This is a genomic window from Methanimicrococcus hongohii (assembly GCF_032594095.1).
Taxonomy (GTDB): Archaea; Halobacteriota; Methanosarcinia; order Methanosarcinales; family Methanosarcinaceae; genus Methanimicrococcus; species Methanimicrococcus hongohii.
Genome location: NZ_CP131059.1, coordinates 226603 through 248791, shown reverse-complemented (window position 1 = coordinate 248791; position 22189 = coordinate 226603). Strand labels below are relative to the sequence as shown.

Sequence of the window (22189 nt, the reverse complement as noted above, 5' to 3'; positions counted from 1 at the left end):
TGATACCGAGTTTGAATTGAATTTTAATTAATATTAAATAAAATTTTTGAAGAATAATGAAATTGACATTATTCTTTAAGGCTTTTGTGTTGATTGTCAACCGGTTGAAGTTTATATTTGAAACAAATTTTGTTGAAAATCAATAGCATCCGATATAAAACAAACAACAGCAATAAAAATCAAATGTTAAATTAATAAAAATCAATATCAATTCAACAAAAACAATGTTAAATGAACAAAAAAACCAATGTTAAGTGAACAAAAAATTAACATTGAATGAATAAAAAATCAATGACGATTTATCAAAAACGATTCATCAAAAACGATTCATCAAAAACGTCACTGAGTCATCACTGAACTGTCACTGAACCGTCACTGAACCGTCACTGAGAAATCTCCTGTTTTTGAAGGAACGGAATTTCCCGAACTTCCTTCTCATACAATCTGACCGCTTTGGGCGCGCCGACGAGCAGTTTAATAATCCTGTTGTAAACGCTCGGCGACTTTTCGGCGCTGACGGATTCGGCAATCGTTACCAGCGCGTCCACCAACGGAACGTAATATTTCGGATTCATGAAGTCAATGATTGAAAAAGCGTTCAAAAGACCGACCGTACTGTATTCGTTGATTCCGGCCAAACGGATAATCGTCTGCTTCAGGAATTCCAATCCTTCCGGCGTTTGCAGCGAATATTTTCTGTTGCGGGCGAAAGCGCCGTACAGCGCGCGCTGGTCGTTTGCCTGCTCGATTCTGAACATGGGGTCGGCTTCAACCATTTTGACAAGTTCTAGGCAGTCGGACGCGTCCGTGCTTGCAACTGCTGACAAGAATGCTTCCCAGGCGACGAGGTCTTTTTTGCACTCTTCCATGTAAATCTGAGTCAGGTCGCGCTTTTCGGGCGCGGAACTGTTCAGCCACGCGGCAAAAGCAACGGCGCGGTCAGTCGCGTTGACGGCGGTCAGGAATTGGCGTTTGATCAGCGCGTGAATTTCGGGCGTGTCCAAGACGGACAGCAATCTCAAAGCGTTGTTTTTGACCTGGCGGCGTTTGATCTGTCCCGCTTTCAGGCGCAGAGAGCCGCGCATCGAGAAGAGTTTGTCTTCTTCGGGGTCCTGCATTTCGGAATAGTCATCGTAAATGATTTTAAGAGAATTCTCATGCGTTTTCGCAATCGCTGTCTGAAGTCTCAAACGCACGTTGTAGAGTTCTTTGTAGTGGTGCGCGTATTCTTCGTCGTCGACGGATTCAAAAAGCGTGAGGAAAAGACCGCCCGTCATTTCCAAAAGCGAATGGTCGCAGAGAAGTTCGTGATAAAGATCAACATATTCGGGACGGGCTTCCGCGTTTCTGTGAAGCAGAAGATATTTCTTTTCCATGTCCGTCAGCGTGTAGAATGCAAGCCAGCGGCCGATAATGTCTTTGTCTTTCTTGGCTTGGATCCGAAGTTCTTTGATATCGGCGTCTTGATCGGGATTGATATCTGTTTCAATTTTGCCGTAAAACGATCCGTTTCTGTTGAGTGAAACAAACGCCGGCTGATCGACATCGGGAATGACGATTTCTTCTTCGCGGTGCTGAACGAAATAAATGTCTTCGTGAATGATTTTTCCTTTTCTGTCGCAAAGCGCATACGAGAACGGGAATTGCCAGGGCTGTTTGGTGTAGGGAATGTTTTGAACCAGTTTCATGCGGAATTCGCCGCTTTGCGCGTCATACTTCTTGGCGACGGCGAGGACGGGGTAGCCGGTTTGGTGCAGCCAGCTGTTGGACATGCGCATGAGCTGCATTCCGGAAACGACTTCCATTTCATGGATCCAGTCGAAGGTGCGGGCGTTTTTGTGACTGTATTTGCGGTGGTACGCGTCAAGCCCGCGCGAGAAAGCGCCTTTTCCGATGAGCGTTTCGATCATTTGAACGAATTCGGGGGCTTTGACGTAGGTGACGGATGTGATAAGGTCGTTGGGGTCATTGAATCCGTCGGGCAGAATCGGCATGGATGAAGCGCTTGAATCGAGCGCGAATGTTCCCGAAATCGGGGCGTAAAGGTTGAGGATTGTTTGGAGGCGCGTGTATTCTTCGCCGAAGAAATAGGCGTGGAATTCGTTTTCGATTAAGACGGTCACGGCTTCGTTGAGCCAGATTTCAAAGGGGCTGTTGCCGGTGACTTCGGAGCCGTTGATGTTGTGATAATATTCGTGGGCTTTGACGTCGGCCATGTATTCGAATGCACCGTCGAGCATGTTTTTGGACGGCATGATGCGGTTGGTTGTGATTGTTGTGTTGCCGACGTTTTCCATGCCGCCGAAGTCGGAGTTCTGCATACCGATTTCGCGGTAGACGGTTCCGGTGTATTTGTAGCCGAAGGTGAGTCCTTTGGAGAGTTCTGCGATTTTGTCGCGCACGGCGCCGAGGTTGTCCATTGTTTTGTTGAGGTTTTCGGGGTTGATCGACGCGGAGTTGAGGTTGTGTTTGAGGTGGTCGCGGAGTTTGATGAGGTCGAAGATTTGGCTTTTGATTTCGACGTCTTTGTGGCTTTCGGGACCGGTAAAGAGGTAAACCCACATGACTGAGTCTTGCAGGATGTCTAAGGATTGTTCGGCGTAATTTTTATCGGATCCGGGCGGGATGAGGAGTTCTAAGTCGAAGCAGTAGTCGTCGGGATATTCGAATTCGCGCGTGTAGGTGTCGTAGGTGCCGACGCCGAGGAAAAAGAGATAGGGCGCCATCGGTGTTTTCATGTTTTCGTAAACGATTTCGTCGCGGGAGAGGCCGGACGCGGGATCGGTCAGGACGGTTTTTCGGGGGACTGCGATGTCGCCGTTTGTGATGATGTTTGTGTAGCGGGAATCGGCGCGAATGGTTGTTCTGTAGGTGCATTTGGCGGTCATGTCGTCGATGCAGGGAACGATTCGCTGAAATCCCCATTGCTGGCACTGTGTGATTTGCTGCGGCGGCGCGTCTGCGGGCGTTTCGTCGTAGTAGAGTCCTTCAAGAAGATTTTTTGTAGGGCGGCAGACGGTTTTGGTAATGATTTCGATTTTTTCATTTCTTTGAATCGGCGGATTGAAATAAATGTCAAGGTAAGCGTCTTTTTGCCGATAATCGTATTTTTCAAAATTCGGCGCGTCAACGACCAGGATTTCCAGATCGCGGCAGTTCAAAGAAATTTTATCGGCGGGCGCGTCCATGTTTTTCAAAAACAAATGAGAAGTGACAACCGTTCGGTCATCAAAAACATCAAAGTCCAAATCCATATGAAGGACACGGAAATTGAGTCGTCCGAAGTCTTCGGGGTAATATCGGTAAAGTCTTTCTTTCATGAAAAAGATGAATGTTTTCGGGGTATTAATATTTATTTTTAAGAATTGCGATTTTTTAATTTCGAATTTAATTGTTTTTTAAATTCCGATTTTAATTGTTTTTAATATTGACTTTTTAATTCATTTCAATTTTTAAATTCCAATTTTTAAAATTTCAGTTTTTTAATTTCGATAATTATATTTTCAATTTTTTTAATTTCGGGTCAAACCCAAACATCCATTGTTATTTAATTTCGATAAAACACGAACGCCGCTAAAACCCTAAAAATAAATGAAAATTTGAATTGAAAGAAGGCGTTCAAATCTTTTTTTAGATTGAAGAAAAACGATGTTTCAATCGAAATAAATGTAAATTAAAAGACAAAGCGCCGCCCCTCCAACGACGCGTTTTCGGAGCGAAGCGGAGAAAAGAAGGAGTTGGAGATTCTTACAATGATTCAACAAATTCCACAGATACCGATTTTAAGATTAATGATTTGCAATCAGCTGAATTTGAACTTTTTATTCGTCGTGTAAGAATCCGCCAAGTCTCGATTCCCTTCGCTTCGCTCCGGGAACCTCAACTTGCGGGGATGTTTCCTGAACTTTTCATTAATTTGAAGCAAAAAACAAACATCAATTTTATTTCAAATCTAAAAGAAAAACGAACGCCGCTTTTCTCTCAAAAAAATGAATTAGATTTTAAAAGAAAAAGGGCGTTCGGGTTTTGATTAATTAAAGAAAAAGGGATGTTTGAGTTTGTCCGAAAATTGAAACAAAAGATAATTTACCGCCACTCCAACGACGAGTTCCCGAAGCGGAGCGGAGGGAAGGAGGAGATGGAGATTCTTACCACGATTCAACAAAACCAAATCGCCGACATTTTAATTGCCGCTACAATCAGCTGAATTTGAACTTTTTATTTGTCGTGAAAGAATCCGCCAAGTCTCAATTCACAACGCTATGCTACGGGAATTTTAAATTGTGTTTGTAATCAGCTGAATTTGAACTTTTTATTCGTCGTGTAAGAATCCGCCAAGTCTCGATTCCCTTCGCTTCGCTCCGGGAACCTCAACTTGCGGGGTTGTTTCCTGAACTTTTCATTAATTTGAAGCAAAAACAAACATCAGTTTTATTTCAAATCTAAAAGAAAAACGAACGCCGTTTTTTATCAAAAAATGTTTTATTTTTTTGGATTTTATCGGGCGTTCGGGTTTTGATTAACTAAAGAAATAAACGATGTTTGGATTTGTCCGAAAATTGAAATAAAGACGAATTACCGCCACTCCAACGACGAGTTCACGAGCGAAGCGAGTGAAGGAGGAGATGGAGATTCTTACCGCGATTCAATGAATTGAACCACCGCTTTTAATAATAATACACAATCTCGAAACAAATTACTGCGCCGGCGCCGGCCAAGCCTGCCAATCGGCAACTGTCTTTTAACTGTCGCCGCTGTCGCTGCTGTCGCCGCTGCTGTCGCCTGCCGACACTGCCGCCAACCGCCCGCGCGAGCCGCCCAAACTTTTAACACTAATTCAAATCGACCCCCGTTTTTATCTCAAATTCAAATTGATTCTTTCTTTAGTTTCTTTTCAAACGAATCATTTTAAAACATGAAGCGGTTTTATCACCAATTAAAATTATTCAATTCATTAATTCAATTCATTAATTCATTTAATCTAATCATTCAAAATCATATCAAAATTTGAAGGAAAATCTATGACTGAAATCCCGAAAAACCATCCTCGTTATGAATCTTTAATGGCGCGCGAACAAATCGTCGCGGGCGTTGAAAAAGGTATGACAAGCCGCCAGGGTTTGATTGCTCAAGGACGCGGCGAAGCGTTTGATTATTTGATTGGGGAAAATACGACTGAAGGCGCTGCTTATGCTGAAGCGGTTGCGGTTTGTCTTTTGCTTTTGGCGGAAAATCCTGTCATTTCGGTGAACGGAAACGCGGCGGCGCTTGCGGCGGCGGAACTTGTGATGCTTTCGCAACTGACGGGCGCGAAATTGGAGGTCAACCTTTTCCACCGCACGGACGAAAGGGTGAAAAAGATTATCGGCGAACTCAAAGAAAACGGCGCCGACGTTGTTTTGGGCGAAAATGCCGAACCTTTGCTGCCGCTTGAACATGAACGCGCGAAAGTCGAGCGCGACGGGATTTTTGACGCCGACGTCGTTTTCGTTCCGCTCGAAGACGGCGACCGCTGTCAAGTTTTGACGGACATGAAAAAACTGGTGATCGCGATTGACTTGAATCCGCTTTCAAGAACGGCGCAGACGGCGCACGTCAGCATCGTTGACAATCTCAAACGCGCGCTTCCGAACATGATTGACATGATTCCCGAATTCAGAAACATGAATGAAGAAGATTTGTGGGAAATCGTTGACGCTTACGACAACAATGTTGTTTTGATGGACGCGATTGAAACGATGAAAGAAAATTTGACCGCCAAACAAAACGAAATCCTCGGAATCGACGAAGATTCCGACAAGAACGACGGCAAACCCGACGAAACCGGCGGCAAACGTTCCGGCAACGACAAAAGAAACGCCGAGCGCGAAGAAGCCCGAAGAAACGCGAGAATCCAAAGAAACGCCGAAACCGCCAGAAAAGTCATGATGCGCGGCGGCGATTTGATGATGGAGTAAAAAGAAAAAAAGCTTGAAATTTTAAAAATGAATAATTTTAAAAACGAACAATTTTAAAAACGAACAATTTTAAAAACGAACAATTTTAAAAACGAAATAAATTAATAAAGGTTAAATGAAGCCGTTAAAGCTCCATTTAACTGAATTCATTTTTACTGAATTCATTTTTACTGAATTCATTTTTACTGAATCCATTTTTACTGAATTTTGCTGATTTTATCAGATTTTATTATTGAATTTCTTACCGAATTCGTTTCAATTTTTCTTATAGAAATAAACGCCTGCCACTGCAAGAACTGCGATGACTGCTGCTGCGATACCGAAAACCAATAATGAAGAGGACGAATTGTCATCCGAATATCCATTCTCATTTGCCGATTGATTTGAATCGGATTCATTTTGATTGTTTTCCGGCTCATTTGTATTATCAGTCAAGGTTGAATTACCGGTCGCGGTTGTATTTGAAACCGTTTCGTTTGATTGTGTTGTTGTTCCGGATGTATTTGACTGAGTAACTGTTGCGCTGCCGAAACCTGAGCCGCCTTTGGAACCGCTTGTTTTGACTTCATCTTGGATTATAAGATCGAACTCCTTAGAACCTAAATAACAGCCGCTCGTAGTTGCTTCCACGATTATTGAAAACGAACCGGAACCGGTCGGTGTTCCCGTAATTGTTCCGTCCGGATTTAAAGTCAAACCGATGTCTGTTAAAACATGGGAAGTCGAATCCGATAAAACAAATTCACAATCAATGTGTTCACCGCTACCGACATCAATCTCGATTTTATCATTATATTCACTGTTGACCGTTCCTGTAGCCGGTTCATCGGTTTCGAAATCCCAAACATAAACCGTAAATATTTTTTCAATAAAATAATCATAATCATCATTCGAATCATCGGATGTCGCTTTTAATTCAATATCATACTTTCCTGTCATCGTATTTGTTGCATCAAGAACATTATTATTATCAATTGTAAGTCCGCTGCCATCAGAATCTGTGAGTATTTCAATCTTAGAAGAAATGCTTGTCTTAACTTCATAATCGGATGATCCGTTTCGAAGATAAATCGGAGATTCCGTCTCGAATTTGAATTCAGAATTTAACAAATTGACCTTAAATAACGGATTGTTATCCGTTACAGCATAATTTCTACTAATAGTATCATACGACTCTTTCTCATATTCAAATTCGGTTTTATCATTCAACGGAAGCCACATTGTAACAGTTCCTACTTCGCCGCCGAGAAATGAGGAATTTTCTCTTGTATAAGCCATATAAGAACCGGCGGTTACCTTGACACCTGCTTCTCCCTTTCCGCCTTTATTAACGAAAAATGAAATCGGATAAATTGGATCTCCGTCTGCATTTTTGAATTCAACATTATTATTCGGCTGACTCAAAATCAAAACATTTCCGCTTGTAATAATGACATTTCCGGAACCGGATTTTCCGTTGGAGATTGGGTTGGTTCCCGGGAGACCCGGACCGATTCCTCCGGAAGTAACAATGATATCAGTTTTGCTGCCATCAATTGTGATTTGGGTAACGTCGCCACTGTCACCAACCGCGTTCGGGGATGAGCCGTTATAAACACCGCCGCTGCCGGAACCGATTCCGGCCCCATTGCCACTCCAGGCACCCTTGCCGCCGGTTGCGGTAACAATGCCGCCCTTAATCGTAATTATCCCAACATTTTCACTTGGATGCCCTATAACTCCTTCTGAAGCTCCGCCGTGTGTACCGATACCTGCACCGCCGCCGCCATAACAATTGCCATAAGATGAGCCATCGCCGCCTTTCACCGTCAAACTTCCGTCCCCGGAAATCGTCAGTTTTGAATCCGGCGAAACTTCCAAACCGGCTTGTCCTGCGCCGTTTAAAACGCCGCCTGTCAAAAAATTGTCGCCTGATAAGATGACTCTGAAACTTGCGCCTCCTTTTAAGGACATGGCAGATGAAGTTGAATTGGAGATGTTTACGCCGTCAAGTTTGATTTGAATTTCAGGAGGATTTGAGAAACCCGTGGTATCAACAACAATGATGAAGGATGTTTTTTCCGAATTACTTTGAGTGATTGTGATTATCTCACTTATTGAAACATATGCGATAATGTCATGCTCTCCGTCATTATAGCCGATATTCAATTTGTCTTCATCTTGTACTTTCACAATTGTAATATTTCCATTTGTAATGTCAAATTCATTGGAGGCTGCAGCCGTCCCCAATCCTAAAACCAATAATACTAAAACGATTCCCAAAAAAATCGGTAAACGTGAAAATAAACGATTCTTTGCTTTTGTATTTGTCATAATTTCTCAAACCCTTTTTGACTCATTTTTTATCGAAAAAAATTCATTTATTCAATTTGAAATGATAAATATTGTATAACTAATAGAAATGAATACGATTAATGGGATTTATACTTTTATTAAATAGATATTTAAAAATAAAAACAAGCTTGATGAAATACACGTGAAAACATGACTTGGAGTAAAACTTTCAGATTTTTATTTGTTTTTAAAGACAGGTTCCATCCAAATCAAAATATCAAAATAATAATAAAAACAAATATATATTTCTAAATTGAATTATATAATTGTAATTCCTCCGGTTGAGGAACAAATTTTGAAATGAATTAAAAAATCAAAATTAAAACCCAAAATTAAAAACCAAAATTAAAACCCAAAATAAAAACCCAAAACTAAAAACCAAAACTAAAATCCAAAACTAAAATCCAAAAAAACAAAACGGAGATAAAAAATGATCGACAAAAAAGATGAAGAGAGAACTGTTAACAAAGAATGTGTTTTCAAAAAAATATTGACGGAAAGCAAAATTACCGGTTTATTGACCGTTGACACGGATCATGACAACGAATCCGCCGTGATTATTGACGGCGACAGAATGATTTCATCCATCATTCCCGGAATTCGCCATATTCACCTTCAAAGAGATGAAGGAATTATCCGCGATTACATTTTCCTTGTTTTCGGCAAATGTCCCGATGAATTTGATGAAATGGAAGTCTCATTCAAAGACAGCGAAGAAAAAGTCAGAAAAGTAAGAATCGTTGCCAAAGAAGAAAAATGGCATTCGGAAAGATACAGCAGCAAAAAACCCGATATTACAGAAATTACTTGGGATTATAAAAAATTGAATCTTTGATTTCAGATTCAATCTGATTTGAGTAATTTTTGAGTTACATTTTTCAAAAACAAAAAAATCAGCAAAAAATGATCAATAAAAATCATCAATAAAAATCGAAAACAAAGTCAACCGAACAATTATTTTTCGGTTGATTTTTAAGATTATTTAAATCAGTCAGTCACTCTTTTTTCTTTAATAATAATATTATTAGTATTATTAGAAAAAGCCGGCAATTTATTTGATGTCCGCCGCCGGGAAGCGGAGGTACATTTCATATCGGCATAATTTTAATCCGTTGCCGATCGGATACTAACGGAAACATTCCGTTACTTACCAAGAAAGAATCATGCTTATAAATATCTTTTTTAATTTTTCCGGAAAGAATTGAATTTGTAAATATAAATTTAAGCAGAATGAATGGAACCTTTGGCAAATTAATATAAATTTAATATAAATTAAAACAATATTTTTCAAAATAATACTTATAAATAATACCAATCGAAACAAATTAAAAAAATTTAAATAGTAAGGAATTGTTTCTATGTTTTAATGATACCTGCCATGCTTAATCAACAACAAATGACGACTCACTGATTAATAACAAAGGTGTTTCGGCATGTTGATGCACACTTGGCAGGACTTATTTTTTTACAATATTTCTGATTTTACGATTTTATTCTGATTTTGAGATTTATTCTGATTTTTACTATTTTATTCTGATTTTATGGTTTAATTCTGATTTTGCGATTTATTTCATCGAAATTCATCTTCTTAGAAAAGATTTAATCTAAAACATTCTTTCATATTTCAAAATCAGAAATCGCATCATTTTACATTTAATTTATTTAATTCCCTTTATTCATTTTTAATTTCATTGACATTCTCTTTGAGGTAATTTTGTGACAATCGTTCTCGGAATTGAAGGCACCGCCTGGAATTTAAGCGCCGCAATCGTCTGCGAAGAAGATGTCATCGTCGACGTCACGCACACTTACAAGCCGGTATCCGGCGGCATCCACCCGCGCGAAGCTGCGCAGCATCACGCCGCTTACATCGGAGAAACGATTGAAGAACTTTTCAAACTCTTTGAAGAAAAAGGATATTCCAAATCTGATATTGATGTCGTCGCTTTTTCAAAAGGTCCCGGGCTCGGCCCTTGTCTCAGAATCGTCGGAACCGCGGCGCGCATGGTTTCAATTATGCTGAACAAACCCTTGGTCGGCGTGAATCATTGCGTCGCGCATATCGAAGTCGGCCTTTGGAAGACGGAAGCGACCGACCCGATCACGCTTTACGTGAGCGGCGCAAATTCTCAAGTTTTGGCGTATGAAGAAAACGAGCCCGGAACCGGCGCGTACCGCGTGTTCGGCGAAACGCTTGACATCGGGCTCGGCAATTCGCTTGACAAATTCGCAAGATCCGCGGGACTTCCGCACCCAGGCGGCCCGCTCGTTGAAAAATACGCCGCCAATGCTGATGAATATATTGATTTGCCCTACACCGTCAAAGGAATGGACTTTTTCTTTTCAGGATTATCGACAGCGGCAGCGCGCATTTTAAAAGAAAATAAAGCAAAACGAAATGATGAAAACAAAAACCAAAACGAAAATGGAAAACAAAACGAAAATGGAAAACAAAACGAAAATGAAAACCAAAACGAAAATGAAAACCAAAACGAAAATGAAAACCAAAACGAGAATGGAAAACAAAACGAGAATGGAAAACAAAACGAGAATGACAAAAATGAAATTGATGAAAAACTTTTGTCAAACGTCTGTTACTCATATCAGGAAACCGCTTTTGCGATGGCCGTTGAAGTGACCGAGCGCGCGCTTGCGCACACCGGCAAAAATGAAGTGCTTTTGGCAGGCGGCGTCGGCGCAAACAGCCGCATTCGCGAAATGCTGGAGCAAATGTGCGCGGCGCGCGGCGCAAAATTCTATGTTCCCGAAAAGAAATTCATGGGCGACAACGGCGCAATGATTGCCTACACCGGACTTTTGATGTTCAAAGCAGGCGACACGCTCACCGTTAAAGAATCCTTCGTTGACGCCGGATTCCGCCCCGACGAAGTGTCGGTGACATGGAAGCCGCCGAAAATTGTCGACCGCGAAGAGGAAATCAAGAAAATGCAAAACGGCGCCGAAGCCGTCGTTCATACAGAAATAAAAAATTATGGTTTTGAAAAAGAATTCGATATCGCCTTTGATGAAACCAAAGAAATGGTTGTCAAAGAAAGAATTCAAAAGAATTACCGGCTGCCACAAATCGATTCAAAGCTGCGGAAAGAAAGAACAAGAACGGAAGTTCGAATGCTGACCGAAGCGCGCAGATGCGGCATTCCCGCCCCGATTATTTACGGTGTCGAAGAGTATTCCGTCAAAATGGAACGCATACAAGGCACGCCGTTGAAATTCGCGATAGATGAAAACAGCATCGAAAACGATGAAAACAAAGAGAATTACGAAGACAAAAAGAACAACAAAAACAAAGAAAAATATGAAAAAACGGCGATCGCCGTCGGCGAAATGATCGGAAAATTGCATGCAAACAATATCATTCACGGCGATTTGACGACATCCAACATGATTTACGGCGCGGATTCAAAATTATATTTAATCGACTTCGGACTCTCGTTTTCAGAAAACAGCACGGAAGCAAAAGGCGTTGACATTCACGTTTTATTCCAAACATATGACAGTTCTCACAAAAATCCAGAGCGGTTGAAAGAATTATTCGAAGAGGGTTACAGAAAAACGTATAAAGACGCCGACGCCATCTTAAAGCGCGCCGAAGAAATCAAAATGCGCGGCCGATATATCGAAGGAAAATAATGAAAAAACAAAACGAAAAAAGAAAACAAAACGAAAGCAAAAAAAGAAAACAAAAAAATAGAAATAAACCGGAACAATAAAAACAAAGAAATAAAAGAAATCGGGAGAAATGAAAATGGATAACGGAAGAGAAGAAAAGATTCAAAAGCCTGCTTATGAAAAAATTGTTTTCGTAACAGGAAATGCCGGTAAATTCGCAGAAATCAAAGAAATTTTGGCATCGGTCGGAATTGAAGCCGTTCAAGAAAAAGGCGATTATCCCGAGATTCAGGCGGATGATTTGGAACCGATTGCCGCAGCTTCTGCAAAAGCGGCTGCCGACGATTTGAAGATTCCTGTTTTGGTTGATGATTCAGGCATTTTCATTAAAGCGTTGAACGGATTTCCCGGCCCTTACTCCCGTTTTGTTGAAGATCATCTTGGCAATCCGCGCGTTTTAAAATTGATGGAAAATGAAACAAATCGTGACGCTTATTTCAAAACCGTCATCGCGTTCTGCGAACCCAGAAAAGAGCCGCTGACATTTTCGGGAATCGTTGAAGGCAAAATCGCATTTGAAGAGCGCGGCGATGAAGGATTCGGTTTTGATCCGATTTTTGATTACAACGGCAAAACATTCGGCGAACTCGGCATTGAATTTAAGAATACGATTTCACACAGAAAAAGAGCATTGGATAAGTTTATTGAATGGGTTAAAACCGTTTGAATGCGGATGTTTTTGTTGATTTTTACTTTTATGTTTTTATTTTTGTTTTGGTTATATCTTTTTTGTTTTCATTTTTTGAAAAACGGGCGATTGATTTTGATTTATTTTTGAGAATTTGTGCGGCTCGCGCGGCGGCGGCAGCTGCTGCCGGGCGGAAAACTGATGGCAGCAGCGGAAACAGAAACCTCCCTCCCGCTGCAAACAGACACCTCCCTCCCGCTGCAAACAGATACCTCCCTCCCGCTGCAACCCGAAATTTTGTGAGCGAAGCGAGCAAAATTTAATGCCAACAGATTACCATAAAATGAGCAGATGCAGGCAGCAACACAAACCTGATTAGCAGCAGCAATGCAAACCTGATCGGCAGCAGCAGCCGTAAAATACAGTTGCAGATTGGCAGGCTTGGCAGGAGCCGGCAACATTAAAAGACAGTCGCAGCAAAACACTTTGCCGGAACCGAAAACAACTGAAAAAGCTGACAGTTTTAAGTTTTTATTTCTCACGAGAAAGAATCTCCAACTCCTTCTTTCCTCCGCTGCGCTCCGGAAACGCGTCGTTGGAGGGGGCGGTTTTCGAAATATTATCCGATATAAAATCTGTTGAAACATCGTCTTTCATTCATATTTTCAAAAACGGAACGCCTTCTTTTATCCAAAATCTAAAAATTTTTAGGATTTTATCGGGCGTTCGGGTTCACCGTTTTTGAAAATGGATGTTTGGGGTTCATCCGGAAATTGAAATAAAAATAGGGTCAGGTTTGAAAATCTAATAAAAATGAAACGGCTCGCGCGCGGCGACCGCCTGTTAAACGGCAACGCTGAAATTAATATAAAAGAACAGACAAAGAGAAAGAAAAATAAAAACTGATACAAACTGATAATAACGAACGTGAGGAAAAACATGAAAGATTATTACAAAACATTTGCCGTCATCGGATGGATTTTTTTAATTTGTTCCGTGATTCAAATATTCCTTTTTCCGATATTTATCGTCCCGCTTCCGCTCTTTTTCATACCTGCGGCAATTTTCTTTTTGATTGCGGCGCTTGTCAAAAAGATGGAAACGATTTTTCCGACATATCTCAATAACGACAAGGAGAGCTTCATTTACAATTTGAAAATCGTTTCATATTTGTGTTATATCGTTGCGATCCTGCCGCTTGTCATCGGCATTTACAATTATTTAATGCTTGAAACGGCACCGTCATTCTGGAGTTCGATTGCGAATCTGCTCGGCCTCGCCGTGACCGTCATTTCGATTGTTATTCTTTTCACAACAGGATACGTCATCAAACTGCTGAATTACGGCACCAAAAATATGCAGGTGTATGTCGTCGGATACAATAATAATATGTACGGCGACGCGCCCGACAGCGGCGAATACGGCGAATATAATGATGAAGCCGATTACAAAGAAGAAAAATGAAAGAAAAAAAATGAAAGAAAAAAATGAAAAAGATTTTTTATTAATTTAAAAAAAAATTAAAAATAAAAATAAAAATAAGAAGGCAGGATTCCTCGAAACATAAGACAAATCAATAGAAAATCGATAAATCATTGGAAAATTGATAGATCAATATTCAATATAAATCAATAAAAAACATTTCAAATCTATTTCTTTTTATTGTAAAAGCAACGCCGCCTGCAACGGTTACAGACGGCATTACTTTTTTTGCTGATTTATTTATGGGGTTTTATGTTTGGGGAATTGACGTTTTTCTTGTATGGTCTGTTTTTTCGCTCATTCGAGCAATACAACCGGCTTAATCAGGTCTTTGGGCTTCTCTTTCATAAGTAAGAGAGCTTTCTCCATGTTTTCAAAACCGTCAAAGACATGAGTGACCATCTTTTCAGGCTGAATGCGGTTGTAAACGGCAAGGTTGACCATCTGTTCCATTTTCAGACGGCCGCCGGCAACAAGTCCGCCGCGGATGTCTTTGTGTGACATTCCGTTGCCCCACGCAAGACGCGGAATCGGAATTGAATCGCCGGATCCAAAGTAATTGACATTTGAAATCGTTCCGCCTGGACGGGTCATTTCAATGGCCTGACCGAGCGAATCGGAAGCGCCGCCGGCAATGACTGTTGCGTCCACGCCTTTTCCGCCGGTTGCTTTTAAGATTTGTTCGACAATGTCGCCTTTCTTGTAATCGATAATGTCGGTTGCGCCGTATTCGGTTGCAAGATCTGCGCAAACCTGACGGTTTCCGACGGCAAAGAGTCTGCCGGCTCCCAAAATGGCAGCGCCTGCAACGGACATCAAACCGACCGGACCGATACCGATGACAGCAACTGTTTCTCCGGGCTTGATGCGTGCGAGTTCCGCGCCCTGAATGCCTGTCGGCGCCATGTCCGGAAGCATTACGGCTTGTTCGAGCGACATTCCTTTCGGCATGATCGCCAAGTTCATGTCGGCGTCATTGACATGGAATTCTTCGGCGAAAACACCGTCTTTGAAGTTTGAAAACTTCCATCCGGCAAGCATTCCGCCGGAATGCTGCGGGTATCCCTGGGCAACGGCTTCTGATCTCCAGTCCGGCGTGATGGCGGGAACAATGACGCGGTCGCCGACTTTGAAGTCTTTGACTTCGGATCCGACTTCAACGACTTCCCCGACAGCTTCGTGACCCAAAATTAAGTCTTTGCGGTCTCCCAATGCGCCTTCCCAAACGGTATGGATGTCAGATGTACACGGTGCGACTGCAAGCGGCTTGACGATTGCGTCATACGGCCCGGCAACAGGCGCTTCTTTCTCAATCCATCCGACTTTTCCGATGCCAAGCATGGCAAATCCTCTCAAATTTAACATCTCCTGATTTAAGTTAAAATTTTTATTAATTTTTATTAATTTTTATTAATTTTTAAAATTGGTTTTTATCAGTTTTTTGATTTTCATCAGTTTTTTGATTTTCATCAATTTTTTGATTTTTATCAATTTTTTGATTTTTATCAATTTTTGAATTAATTCTAAATTAATCACAAACTCTCTCTCGCAGATTTTCAACCTGCGTTTTCGACGATTCTTCGGGTCTATAAATATTTTGCGGAACCGACATTAACAATTATGATAAATAAAAGCTAAATCATTACCTTGTAAACATTATTAACTTTGTAATATACAATTTACAAAATAGACTCTGTATATATTGTTTTTAAAAACAGAAAAATCATAAACATCCGACGGATTTCGAAAAAGAGAAATGAAGAAATTTTGAAAAATTATACATTATTATCATGATTGAAAATTAACAACCGACGAAAATTCGATAAAAATTGAGCAAATTTTTAAAAAATAAATGAACTCTTAAAGGGTAAAGGTTATAAAGAAAAATAAAAAAGTAATGAGTTCCGAAAAAATCGGAACGGGTTTTCAAACGATTTACTAATTAAACGGTTTACTAATTAAACGATTTACTAATTAAACGATTTACTAAACGAATAAATTTACACGAATAAAATTACTGAGTAAATTTACTAAATCAGTAAAAAGTAATTAATAAATCAGTAAAAATAATTAAAGCAATTTTTCGGCAATTTCAACAGCGCCGTCGATTTCGGAGGGATTGGCTGAAACATCGCCGACGGAGACGTATTTGCCGACGGATTCGATGCCGAGCATTCCGGCTACTTGGTTGTATTTGTCCAAATTGGCGTCAAATGCGTGTCTGTCGGGCGTGTTTTGGGAGTAAACGAATCCCATTTTTTTGCCGGCGGGAATTCTGGATTTGGACTGACCGTCAACGCAGGCGTAAAGTCTGTCGATGAAAACTTTTTCCTGAGCGGTGATGTCAAAGAAATAAACAGGACTTCCCATTAAGATGCCGTCTGCGCTGACAAATTTGTCCATGACGCCTGCGAAATCGTCTTTTTGAACGCATGTGTCATGCGCTTTACAATAGTTGCATCCTTTACAGGGATTGATTGTTAATTTTGCCAAATTGACATATTCGGTTTCTGCGCCTTTTGCGGCGACGTCTTCAAGAGATTTTTGAACAAGAGTTGCTGTGTTGCCCTTTTCGTGAGGGCTTGCTGTAATTCCGAGAATTTTCATGTTAATCCACACCAATTTGATTGATTTTTGGTTGATTTTTGGTTTCAATTATGTAAATTAATTAAACTTGATAGCCGATTGTCGTTTTTGATAAGTCGTTTTTCGTTGTAAGCGAACTGGTTACAACAATAAAGGATTGTGAGTTTTATTATTTAAGACTTTGTATTTTAAAAATAAGAAGAACAGGAGGATGAGATTTGAATTCGAAATAAAAAAGGCGGGCGAAATTGAAAATGAAAAGAAAAAGAGGCAGGTCGCGCGCGGTGGCGGCAGCTGCTGCCGGCGAAAACAGAAACCCGATGGGAACAGCAGTACAAACCGCAGCAAGAAGGCAGTATCAACAAAAACCGTTGTTAATTTTTATAATCGTATTGTTAGAATCTCCAACTCCTTCTTTTTTCGCTGCGCTCAAAAACGCGTCGTTGGAGGGGCGGTGTATCGTCTTTTTGTTAAATATTAGACGAAACCAAACATCGCTTTTTCTTTATTTCGATAAACCCGAACGCCCCTTAAAACCCAAAATAAAGAAATATTTTGAAAGAAAAACGGCGTTCGCTTTTCATTTAGATTTTTTAAAAACGATGTTTGTTTTTGATGAAAATAAATGAAAAGTTCAGATACCGTCCCCGCAAGTTGAGTTTCTGAGCGGAGCGAAGAAACGAGACTTGGCGGATTCTTCCCCTGCGAATAAAAAGTTCGAACACGGCCTTCTCATACATCTAAATCAAAAATCGAAAGAAATTGAGACGGCAGATTCTTTCAACGACGAATAAAAAATTCAAACACAGACTTTCATACGAATATAAAATAACCGAAGCAGGAAACACATAGAAAACAAAAACTGAAACGAAAAAATTGAAAACAAAAGAAAAACGGAGCAGCTCGCGCGCGTCGCGCCTGCTCAAGCACAAATTACGCAAAAAAACAAAAAAGAAAAACAAAAAACAAAAAAACAAAAACAAAAAAACAAAAACAAAAAAACAAAAACAAAAAACAAAAAAGAAATCAGGAAGATAATTCATGTATCATCTGCTGAATCGTCGTTTCTTTCAACGAATTTTCCATTGCTTCTTGCGCCGACAGCAAATGATTTTCGATATTATTGTGAATGTAGCAGCAAGCAGCGCTGTCATCGATCTGAGCGCAATTCGGATTCGCGGCGACTGCGTTCGCAGCTGCCGGACAGCTTTCCGAATCGCTGCCTTCGGACAGTCTCGGACAAGACGGGCAATCGACCGGACAAGCCGTTTCGGGTTGTTTGTGAGAGTTGAAGAGAGAAATATCTTCGACGACTTCAACCGCTTGGTAAATGTCAAAAAGCGTCAGATCGGATGTGTCTTTGATTAAAAAAGCGCCGCCTTCGCCGGCTTTAACGTCAACGATATTCACTTTTTTAAGCTGACCCAAAATACGGCGAATAACAACGGGATTGACGGAAATACAGGAAGCCAGGAAATCGGATGTCATCTTCTGCTTGTTTCCGAGAATTGCAATCGTTATAATAATGTGAACCGCAATACTGAATCTGCTCGAAATTTTCATATGCCTGCCTCCCTGATATCATTTATTTTTTTATGAATTGCGTTATAATATGTTTCGATTGTTATTAAGTTATTCTTTTTGTTATTCTTTTTGTTATTCTTTTAAACGATTGAAACGAAAAACCTTGCGTTTTTGAATAAATATTCAAAACAATTCAAAAAAAATCATTTTATAAATTTTGTTTTCATAGATATTCAAAATATACAATTGTAAAACAATTGTCCGAATCAGATTTAATTATCCCAACAATGATTTCATGTTATAATGACAAAAGAATACACGCGCAAAAAGCCGATTATCAGCGGTACGGTCAGTCCGATTTACAAGAAAAAAATCGACAGACTTGTCGAAGCAGGTGAATTTGCAAGTGTATCTGATTTTATCAATCAGGCTGTTTCGGATTTGCTCAAGAAATATGAAAACAATATGCCTGCCATTGAATCAAACTATTTTACAGACGATGAAATCGAAGCACTGCGGATTATTATTCGGGAAAAAGCTGTGGAAATGAATTTCAATAAAGGAAAGAAGAAATCCTGAAATCATACAATAAATAATGAAATCAATAATCTAAATGATCAAAAAATGAAAATCTGAACGATAAATCATTTAAAGATGAAATAATGACGAAATCAAGTTAAATTGAATTCTGCACATACTGTTTTTATTAAATATCCGATTGAGTCGGTAATCTTAAATAGATAAAAAAGATTTATTTGATTCTTAAATTGTCACGGATTCATCAAATCGTTTTAATCCTCTTGTTATTTAATATAACATTTTTATAAATAATTTTTACAAATAATTTATACAAACAATTTACAGATAAGTTTATTTTCACAATGAATATCTTTTCAAACAACATCTTTTCAAATTACTTCAAATTATTATTCTAAATGTTATTTCAAATATTATTCTAAATTTTTAAATTAACTGCAATTTTAATAATTCAAAGCCTTTAACATACTTTTTTAATTTCTAATCTTAAATTTATGAGGAACACATATGAAGATTTTATTAGTCGGCGGCGGCGGCCGTGAACACGCACTTGCAGCAGCGATTAAAAGAAGCCCGCAAAAACCGCTTCTCTACACAGTGATGTCGAAGAAAAATCCGGGAATCGCAGCGCTTTCTGAAGACGTTTTTATTCATGACGAAAAAGACGCGCCGGCAATTGCCGCTTTCGCAAAAGAAAACGGCGTTGACATGGCTTTTATCGGTCCCGAAGCGCCGCTTTCGGCAGGCGTTTCTGACGCTCTTTGGGCGGCAGGCGTTCCGGCAGTCGGCCCGAAAAAAGATTGCGCGAGAATCGAAACCGACAAAGCGTGGGCAAGAAAGTTTATTGAAAAGCACGGCATTGACGGCAACCCCGAATACGCAGTTTTCACGGATTACGAAGCGGCGGCTGATTTCATTGACAAACTCGGCGATGTTGCGGTCAAACCGGCAGGACTAACGGGCGGCAAAGGCGTAAAAGTGATGGGAGACCAGCTTCCCGATATTGCCGCTGCCAAAGAATATACAAAAGAAGTTTTGAAAGGCGATAGCGTCGTCATTGAAGAGAGATTTATCGGCGAAGAATTTACGCTTCAGGCTTTTGTGGACGGCAAAAATTTGGCGTTCTGCCCGACAGCGCAGGACCACAAAAGAGCTTACGAGGGCGATGTCGGACCGAATACGGGCGGCATGGGCGCGTACACGAACGCGGGCGCGCTTTTACCGTTTTTGCTGCCGGAAGAATACGAAACGGCAAAACGAATCATGAAAGAAACGGTTGCCGCTTTCCCGAAAGAAACGGGTGAAGAGTTTAAAGGAATTCTTTACGGTCAATTTATTTTAACGAAACGCGGTCCGAAATTGATTGAATACAACGCGCGTTTCGGCGACCCGGAAGCGATGAATGTGCTTTCGCTTTTGGAAACCGACATGGTCGAGATTATGAAAGCCGTGACCGGCGGAACTTTGGACAAGATTGATGTTGTGTTTTCAAAGAAGGCAACGGTCTGCAAATATGCGGTTCCCGAAGGTTATCCGGATGATCCGAAAAAGGATTCGGAAATTACGGTTTTAACGGACAGCGCAAACAATAAAACAAACAGCGTGATTGCCGATGAAACAACCGGTCCGAATTCGGATTTGATTGTTTATTATTCCAGCGTTTATGAAAAGGACGGCAAGATTTTCACGACGGGGTCCCGCTCTGTCGGCGTTGTCGGTTTGGCGGATTCAATTGCCGATGCCGAAAAGATTTCTCAGGACGCGCTGGATCATAAAGTCAAAGGCGACCTGTTTTTCAGAAGAGATATCGGAACGGCGGCTTTGATTCAGAAAAGAATCGATCACATGAATGAATTAAGGTCGGAAAAATAATCAAAAAGAATCAAGACCAACCAATAAAAATCGAGATAAGTTGAACTGAAATTAATTGAACTGCAATCAATTGAACTGAAATCAATTGAAGTAAAATTAATTGAGCTGAGATTGAAAAAGATCAAAATTGTGATTGTCAACCATAATTGTCAACTATAATTGTTAACCAAAATTGCATTTTGTTTGGATTGATTCGAAAGATTATTAACTGTAATCGGAAAATTATTATTTTTATTTGAAAAATGACGTGTGTTTAGGAGAAAGGTGAAAAAATGAAGAGTTTGCTTTCGATGGCGGATTTGTCTTTGGAAGACATTTACGGCATCTTGGACTTGGCTTCTGAAGTGAAGGAAAAGAGAAGTCAGGGTAAAATTACCGATCATTTGAGAAACAAGAGTTTGGGCATGATTTTTGAGAAATCTTCGACGCGGACGCGTGTTTCTTTTGAGGTCGGCATGAATGATTTGGGCGGTCACGCGATTTATTTGAATTCAAATGATATTCAAATCGGCCGCGGCGAAACCGTTGAAGATACCGCGAAGGTTTTGTCCCGCTACTTAAACGCGATTATCGGGCGCGTTTATTCTCATGACACGCTTGTCAAATTGGCGGAAAACGCTTCCATTCCGGTCATTAACGCGCTTTCCGACAAAGAACATCCGTGTCAGGTTTTGGCGGATCTTTTAACGATTAAGGAATACAAAAACCGGATTTCGGACATGAAATTCGTTTGGGTCGGCGACGGCAACAACGTTTGCAACTCTTTGATGCTCGCCTGCGCGATCACCGGCATGGAAATCGTTGTCGCGTGTCCGGAAGGCTATGAGCCCGCCGAAGAATTTATTATCAAAACGCGTGAGCTCGGCGGCGTTTTAACGATTACGGACAAACCTTTGGAAGCAGCAAAAGACGCGGACATTTTGTACACCGACGTTTGGGTTTCGATGGGTGATGAAGAAGAAGAAGCCAAGCGTATCAAGGATTTTGAAGGCTATCAGATCAATGAAGAGTTGATCGCCGTTTCAAAGCCGGACGTTATTGTGATGCACTGCCTGCCCGCCCACCGCGGTCTTGAGATTTCCGCCGGCGCCATTGACGGCCCGCATTCGGTTGTTTTCGACCAGGCGGAAAACAGACTGCACGCACAGAAAGCGGTGCTTTTGAAATTAATGATTGTGGATGAAGAGTAAAAGCAAACTTTGTTTGTTTCTTTTCTCCTTTTTCATTTTTAGCATTTCATTTTTTCATATTTCTGTTATCATTTCTTTTTTTCTCATTTTTTTCTCATTTTATTTCTCGTTTTCACTTTTCTTCTTTTTTGTTTTGTTTGATTGTGTTTTACTTTTTTGTTTAGTTCGTTTTACTTTTTTTGTTTGTTTTGTTTATTTTAATCAAAAACAAACATCGTTTTTTAAAAATCTAAATAAAAAGCGAACGCCGTTTTTCTTTCAAAATATTTCTTTATTTTGGATTTTATCGGGCGTTCGGGTTTTTTGGATTAAGGAAAAGGGATGTTTGGTTTATCTGAAAATTAAACGAAAAGACGAAGCGCCGCCCCTCCAACGACGAGTTCCCGAAG

Annotated in this window: 15 protein-coding genes and 1 pseudogene; 10 read left to right on the top strand and 6 right to left on the bottom strand. The window is 40.4% G+C overall.

Features of this window, described 5'->3' with window-relative positions; all coding sequences use genetic code 11:
* Nucleotides 1-383 precede the first annotated feature (383 nt).
* Nucleotides 384-3320, bottom strand: coding sequence for a DUF3458 domain-containing protein (locus tag MmiHf6_RS01145; protein ID WP_316557884.1), 2937 nt, complete (start codon nucleotides 3318-3320; stop codon nucleotides 384-386).
* Nucleotides 3321-3796: 476 nt separating this feature from the next.
* Here MmiHf6_RS01145 and MmiHf6_RS01140 point away from each other — a divergent pair, with 476 nt between their 5' ends.
* Nucleotides 3797-4030: a hypothetical protein gene (locus MmiHf6_RS01140; RefSeq protein WP_316557883.1), complete on the top strand. Its 234-nt coding sequence runs from the start codon at nucleotides 3797-3799 to the stop codon at nucleotides 4028-4030.
* Between the two features lie 991 nt (nucleotides 4031-5021).
* Nucleotides 5022-5771: pseudogene (locus MmiHf6_RS01135) on the top strand (4-phosphopantoate--beta-alanine ligase); the annotation flags it as partial.
* Nucleotides 5772-6212: 441 nt separating this feature from the next.
* Here the strand turns inward: MmiHf6_RS01135 and MmiHf6_RS01130 are convergent.
* Nucleotides 6213-8270: a hypothetical protein gene (locus MmiHf6_RS01130; protein ID WP_316557882.1), complete on the bottom strand. Its 2058-nt coding sequence runs from the start codon at nucleotides 8268-8270 to the stop codon at nucleotides 6213-6215.
* Nucleotides 8271-8721: 451 nt separating this feature from the next.
* On the opposite strand from MmiHf6_RS01130, the gene MmiHf6_RS01125 reads away from it, so the two are divergent.
* The 3 genes from MmiHf6_RS01125 (at nucleotide 8722) to MmiHf6_RS01115 (ending at nucleotide 12648) form a co-directional block, all read left to right on the top strand.
* The gene (locus MmiHf6_RS01125) at nucleotides 8722-9126 is read left to right on the top strand and encodes a hypothetical protein (protein WP_316557881.1); all 405 of its coding nucleotides are present in this window, start codon (nucleotides 8722-8724) and stop codon (nucleotides 9124-9126) included.
* Between the two features lie 881 nt (nucleotides 9127-10007).
* On the top strand, nucleotides 10008-11942 hold the full coding sequence (locus tag MmiHf6_RS01120) for a KEOPS complex kinase/ATPase Bud32 (RefSeq protein ID WP_316557880.1): 1935 nt from the start codon (nucleotides 10008-10010) through the stop codon (nucleotides 11940-11942).
* Between the two features lie 115 nt (nucleotides 11943-12057).
* Nucleotides 12058-12648 (top strand): XTP/dITP diphosphatase, encoded by a 591-nt coding sequence (locus tag MmiHf6_RS01115; RefSeq protein ID WP_316557879.1) that lies wholly within the window; start codon nucleotides 12058-12060, stop codon nucleotides 12646-12648.
* A gap of 101 nt (nucleotides 12649-12749) precedes the next feature.
* On the opposite strand, the gene MmiHf6_RS01110 is transcribed toward MmiHf6_RS01115, so the two are convergent.
* Complete coding sequence (locus MmiHf6_RS01110; RefSeq protein WP_316557878.1) at nucleotides 12750-13151, bottom strand: hypothetical protein; 402 nt, start codon at nucleotides 13149-13151, stop codon at nucleotides 12750-12752.
* Nucleotides 13152-13548: 397 nt separating this feature from the next.
* On the opposite strand from MmiHf6_RS01110, the gene MmiHf6_RS01105 reads away from it, so the two are divergent.
* Nucleotides 13549-14073 carry a hypothetical protein gene (locus MmiHf6_RS01105; RefSeq protein WP_316557877.1) on the top strand — a complete coding sequence of 175 codons (525 nt, stop codon included), beginning with the start codon at nucleotides 13549-13551 and terminating at the stop codon, nucleotides 14071-14073.
* Nucleotides 14074-14388: 315 nt separating this feature from the next.
* Here MmiHf6_RS01105 and MmiHf6_RS01100 read toward each other — a convergent pair whose 3' ends face one another.
* Nucleotides 14389-15456 (bottom strand): NAD(P)-dependent alcohol dehydrogenase, encoded by a 1068-nt coding sequence (locus MmiHf6_RS01100; RefSeq protein WP_316557876.1) that lies wholly within the window; start codon nucleotides 15454-15456, stop codon nucleotides 14389-14391.
* Nucleotides 15457-16161: 705 nt separating this feature from the next.
* Nucleotides 16162-16698: a flavodoxin family protein gene (locus MmiHf6_RS01095; protein WP_316557875.1), complete on the bottom strand. Its 537-nt coding sequence runs from the start codon at nucleotides 16696-16698 to the stop codon at nucleotides 16162-16164.
* Nucleotides 16699-16931: 233 nt separating this feature from the next.
* Here MmiHf6_RS01095 and MmiHf6_RS01090 point away from each other — a divergent pair, with 233 nt between their 5' ends.
* On the top strand, nucleotides 16932-17306 hold the full coding sequence (locus MmiHf6_RS01090) for a hypothetical protein (RefSeq protein ID WP_316557874.1): 375 nt from the start codon (nucleotides 16932-16934) through the stop codon (nucleotides 17304-17306).
* 397 nt (nucleotides 17307-17703) lie between these two features.
* Here MmiHf6_RS01090 and MmiHf6_RS01085 read toward each other — a convergent pair whose 3' ends face one another.
* On the bottom strand, nucleotides 17704-18240 hold the full coding sequence (locus MmiHf6_RS01085) for an Rrf2 family transcriptional regulator (RefSeq protein ID WP_316557873.1): 537 nt from the start codon (nucleotides 18238-18240) through the stop codon (nucleotides 17704-17706).
* Nucleotides 18241-18504: 264 nt separating this feature from the next.
* Here MmiHf6_RS01085 and MmiHf6_RS01080 point away from each other — a divergent pair, with 264 nt between their 5' ends.
* The 3 genes from MmiHf6_RS01080 to argF all read left to right on the top strand — a co-directional run bounded on the left by MmiHf6_RS01080 (nucleotide 18505) and on the right by argF (nucleotide 21800).
* A complete protein-coding gene (locus tag MmiHf6_RS01080; protein ID WP_316557872.1) occupies nucleotides 18505-18780 on the top strand; it encodes a hypothetical protein in 276 nt (91 codons plus the stop codon).
* 465 nt (nucleotides 18781-19245) lie between these two features.
* Complete coding sequence (purD, locus tag MmiHf6_RS01075) at nucleotides 19246-20610, top strand: phosphoribosylamine--glycine ligase (RefSeq protein ID WP_316557871.1); 1365 nt, start codon at nucleotides 19246-19248, stop codon at nucleotides 20608-20610.
* Nucleotides 20611-20882: 272 nt separating this feature from the next.
* Entirely contained in the window at nucleotides 20883-21800 is a 918-nt protein-coding gene (argF, locus tag MmiHf6_RS01070) for an ornithine carbamoyltransferase (RefSeq protein WP_316557870.1), read from the top strand.
* The last annotated feature ends 389 nt before the right edge of the window (nucleotides 21801-22189 follow it).

What these genes read in the sequence shown, in the direction of transcription:
- MmiHf6_RS01105 (WP_316557877.1), top strand. Translation starts at nt 13,549, where the DNA reads ATGAAAGATTATTACAAAACATTTGCCGTCATCGGATGGATTTTTTTA.
- MmiHf6_RS01095 (WP_316557875.1), bottom strand. Translation starts at nt 16,698, where the DNA reads ATGAAAATTCTCGGAATTACAGCAAGCCCTCACGAAAAGGGCAACACA.
- purD (WP_316557871.1), top strand. Translation starts at nt 19,246, where the DNA reads ATGAAGATTTTATTAGTCGGCGGCGGCGGCCGTGAACACGCACTTGCA.
- MmiHf6_RS01130 (WP_316557882.1), bottom strand. Translation starts at nt 8,270, where the DNA reads ATGACAAATACAAAAGCAAAGAATCGTTTATTTTCACGTTTACCGATT.
- MmiHf6_RS01100 (WP_316557876.1), bottom strand. Translation starts at nt 15,456, where the DNA reads ATGTTAAATTTGAGAGGATTTGCCATGCTTGGCATCGGAAAAGTCGGA.
- argF (WP_316557870.1), top strand. Translation starts at nt 20,883, where the DNA reads ATGAAGAGTTTGCTTTCGATGGCGGATTTGTCTTTGGAAGACATTTAC.
- MmiHf6_RS01085 (WP_316557873.1), bottom strand. Translation starts at nt 18,240, where the DNA reads ATGAAAATTTCGAGCAGATTCAGTATTGCGGTTCACATTATTATAACG.
- MmiHf6_RS01125 (WP_316557881.1), top strand. Translation starts at nt 8,722, where the DNA reads ATGATCGACAAAAAAGATGAAGAGAGAACTGTTAACAAAGAATGTGTT.
- MmiHf6_RS01090 (WP_316557874.1), top strand. Translation starts at nt 16,932, where the DNA reads ATGAAAAGAAAAAGAGGCAGGTCGCGCGCGGTGGCGGCAGCTGCTGCC.
- MmiHf6_RS01115 (WP_316557879.1), top strand. Translation starts at nt 12,058, where the DNA reads ATGGATAACGGAAGAGAAGAAAAGATTCAAAAGCCTGCTTATGAAAAA.
- MmiHf6_RS01145 (WP_316557884.1), bottom strand. Translation starts at nt 3,320, where the DNA reads ATGAAAGAAAGACTTTACCGATATTACCCCGAAGACTTCGGACGACTC.
- MmiHf6_RS01080 (WP_316557872.1), top strand. Translation starts at nt 18,505, where the DNA reads ATGACAAAAGAATACACGCGCAAAAAGCCGATTATCAGCGGTACGGTC.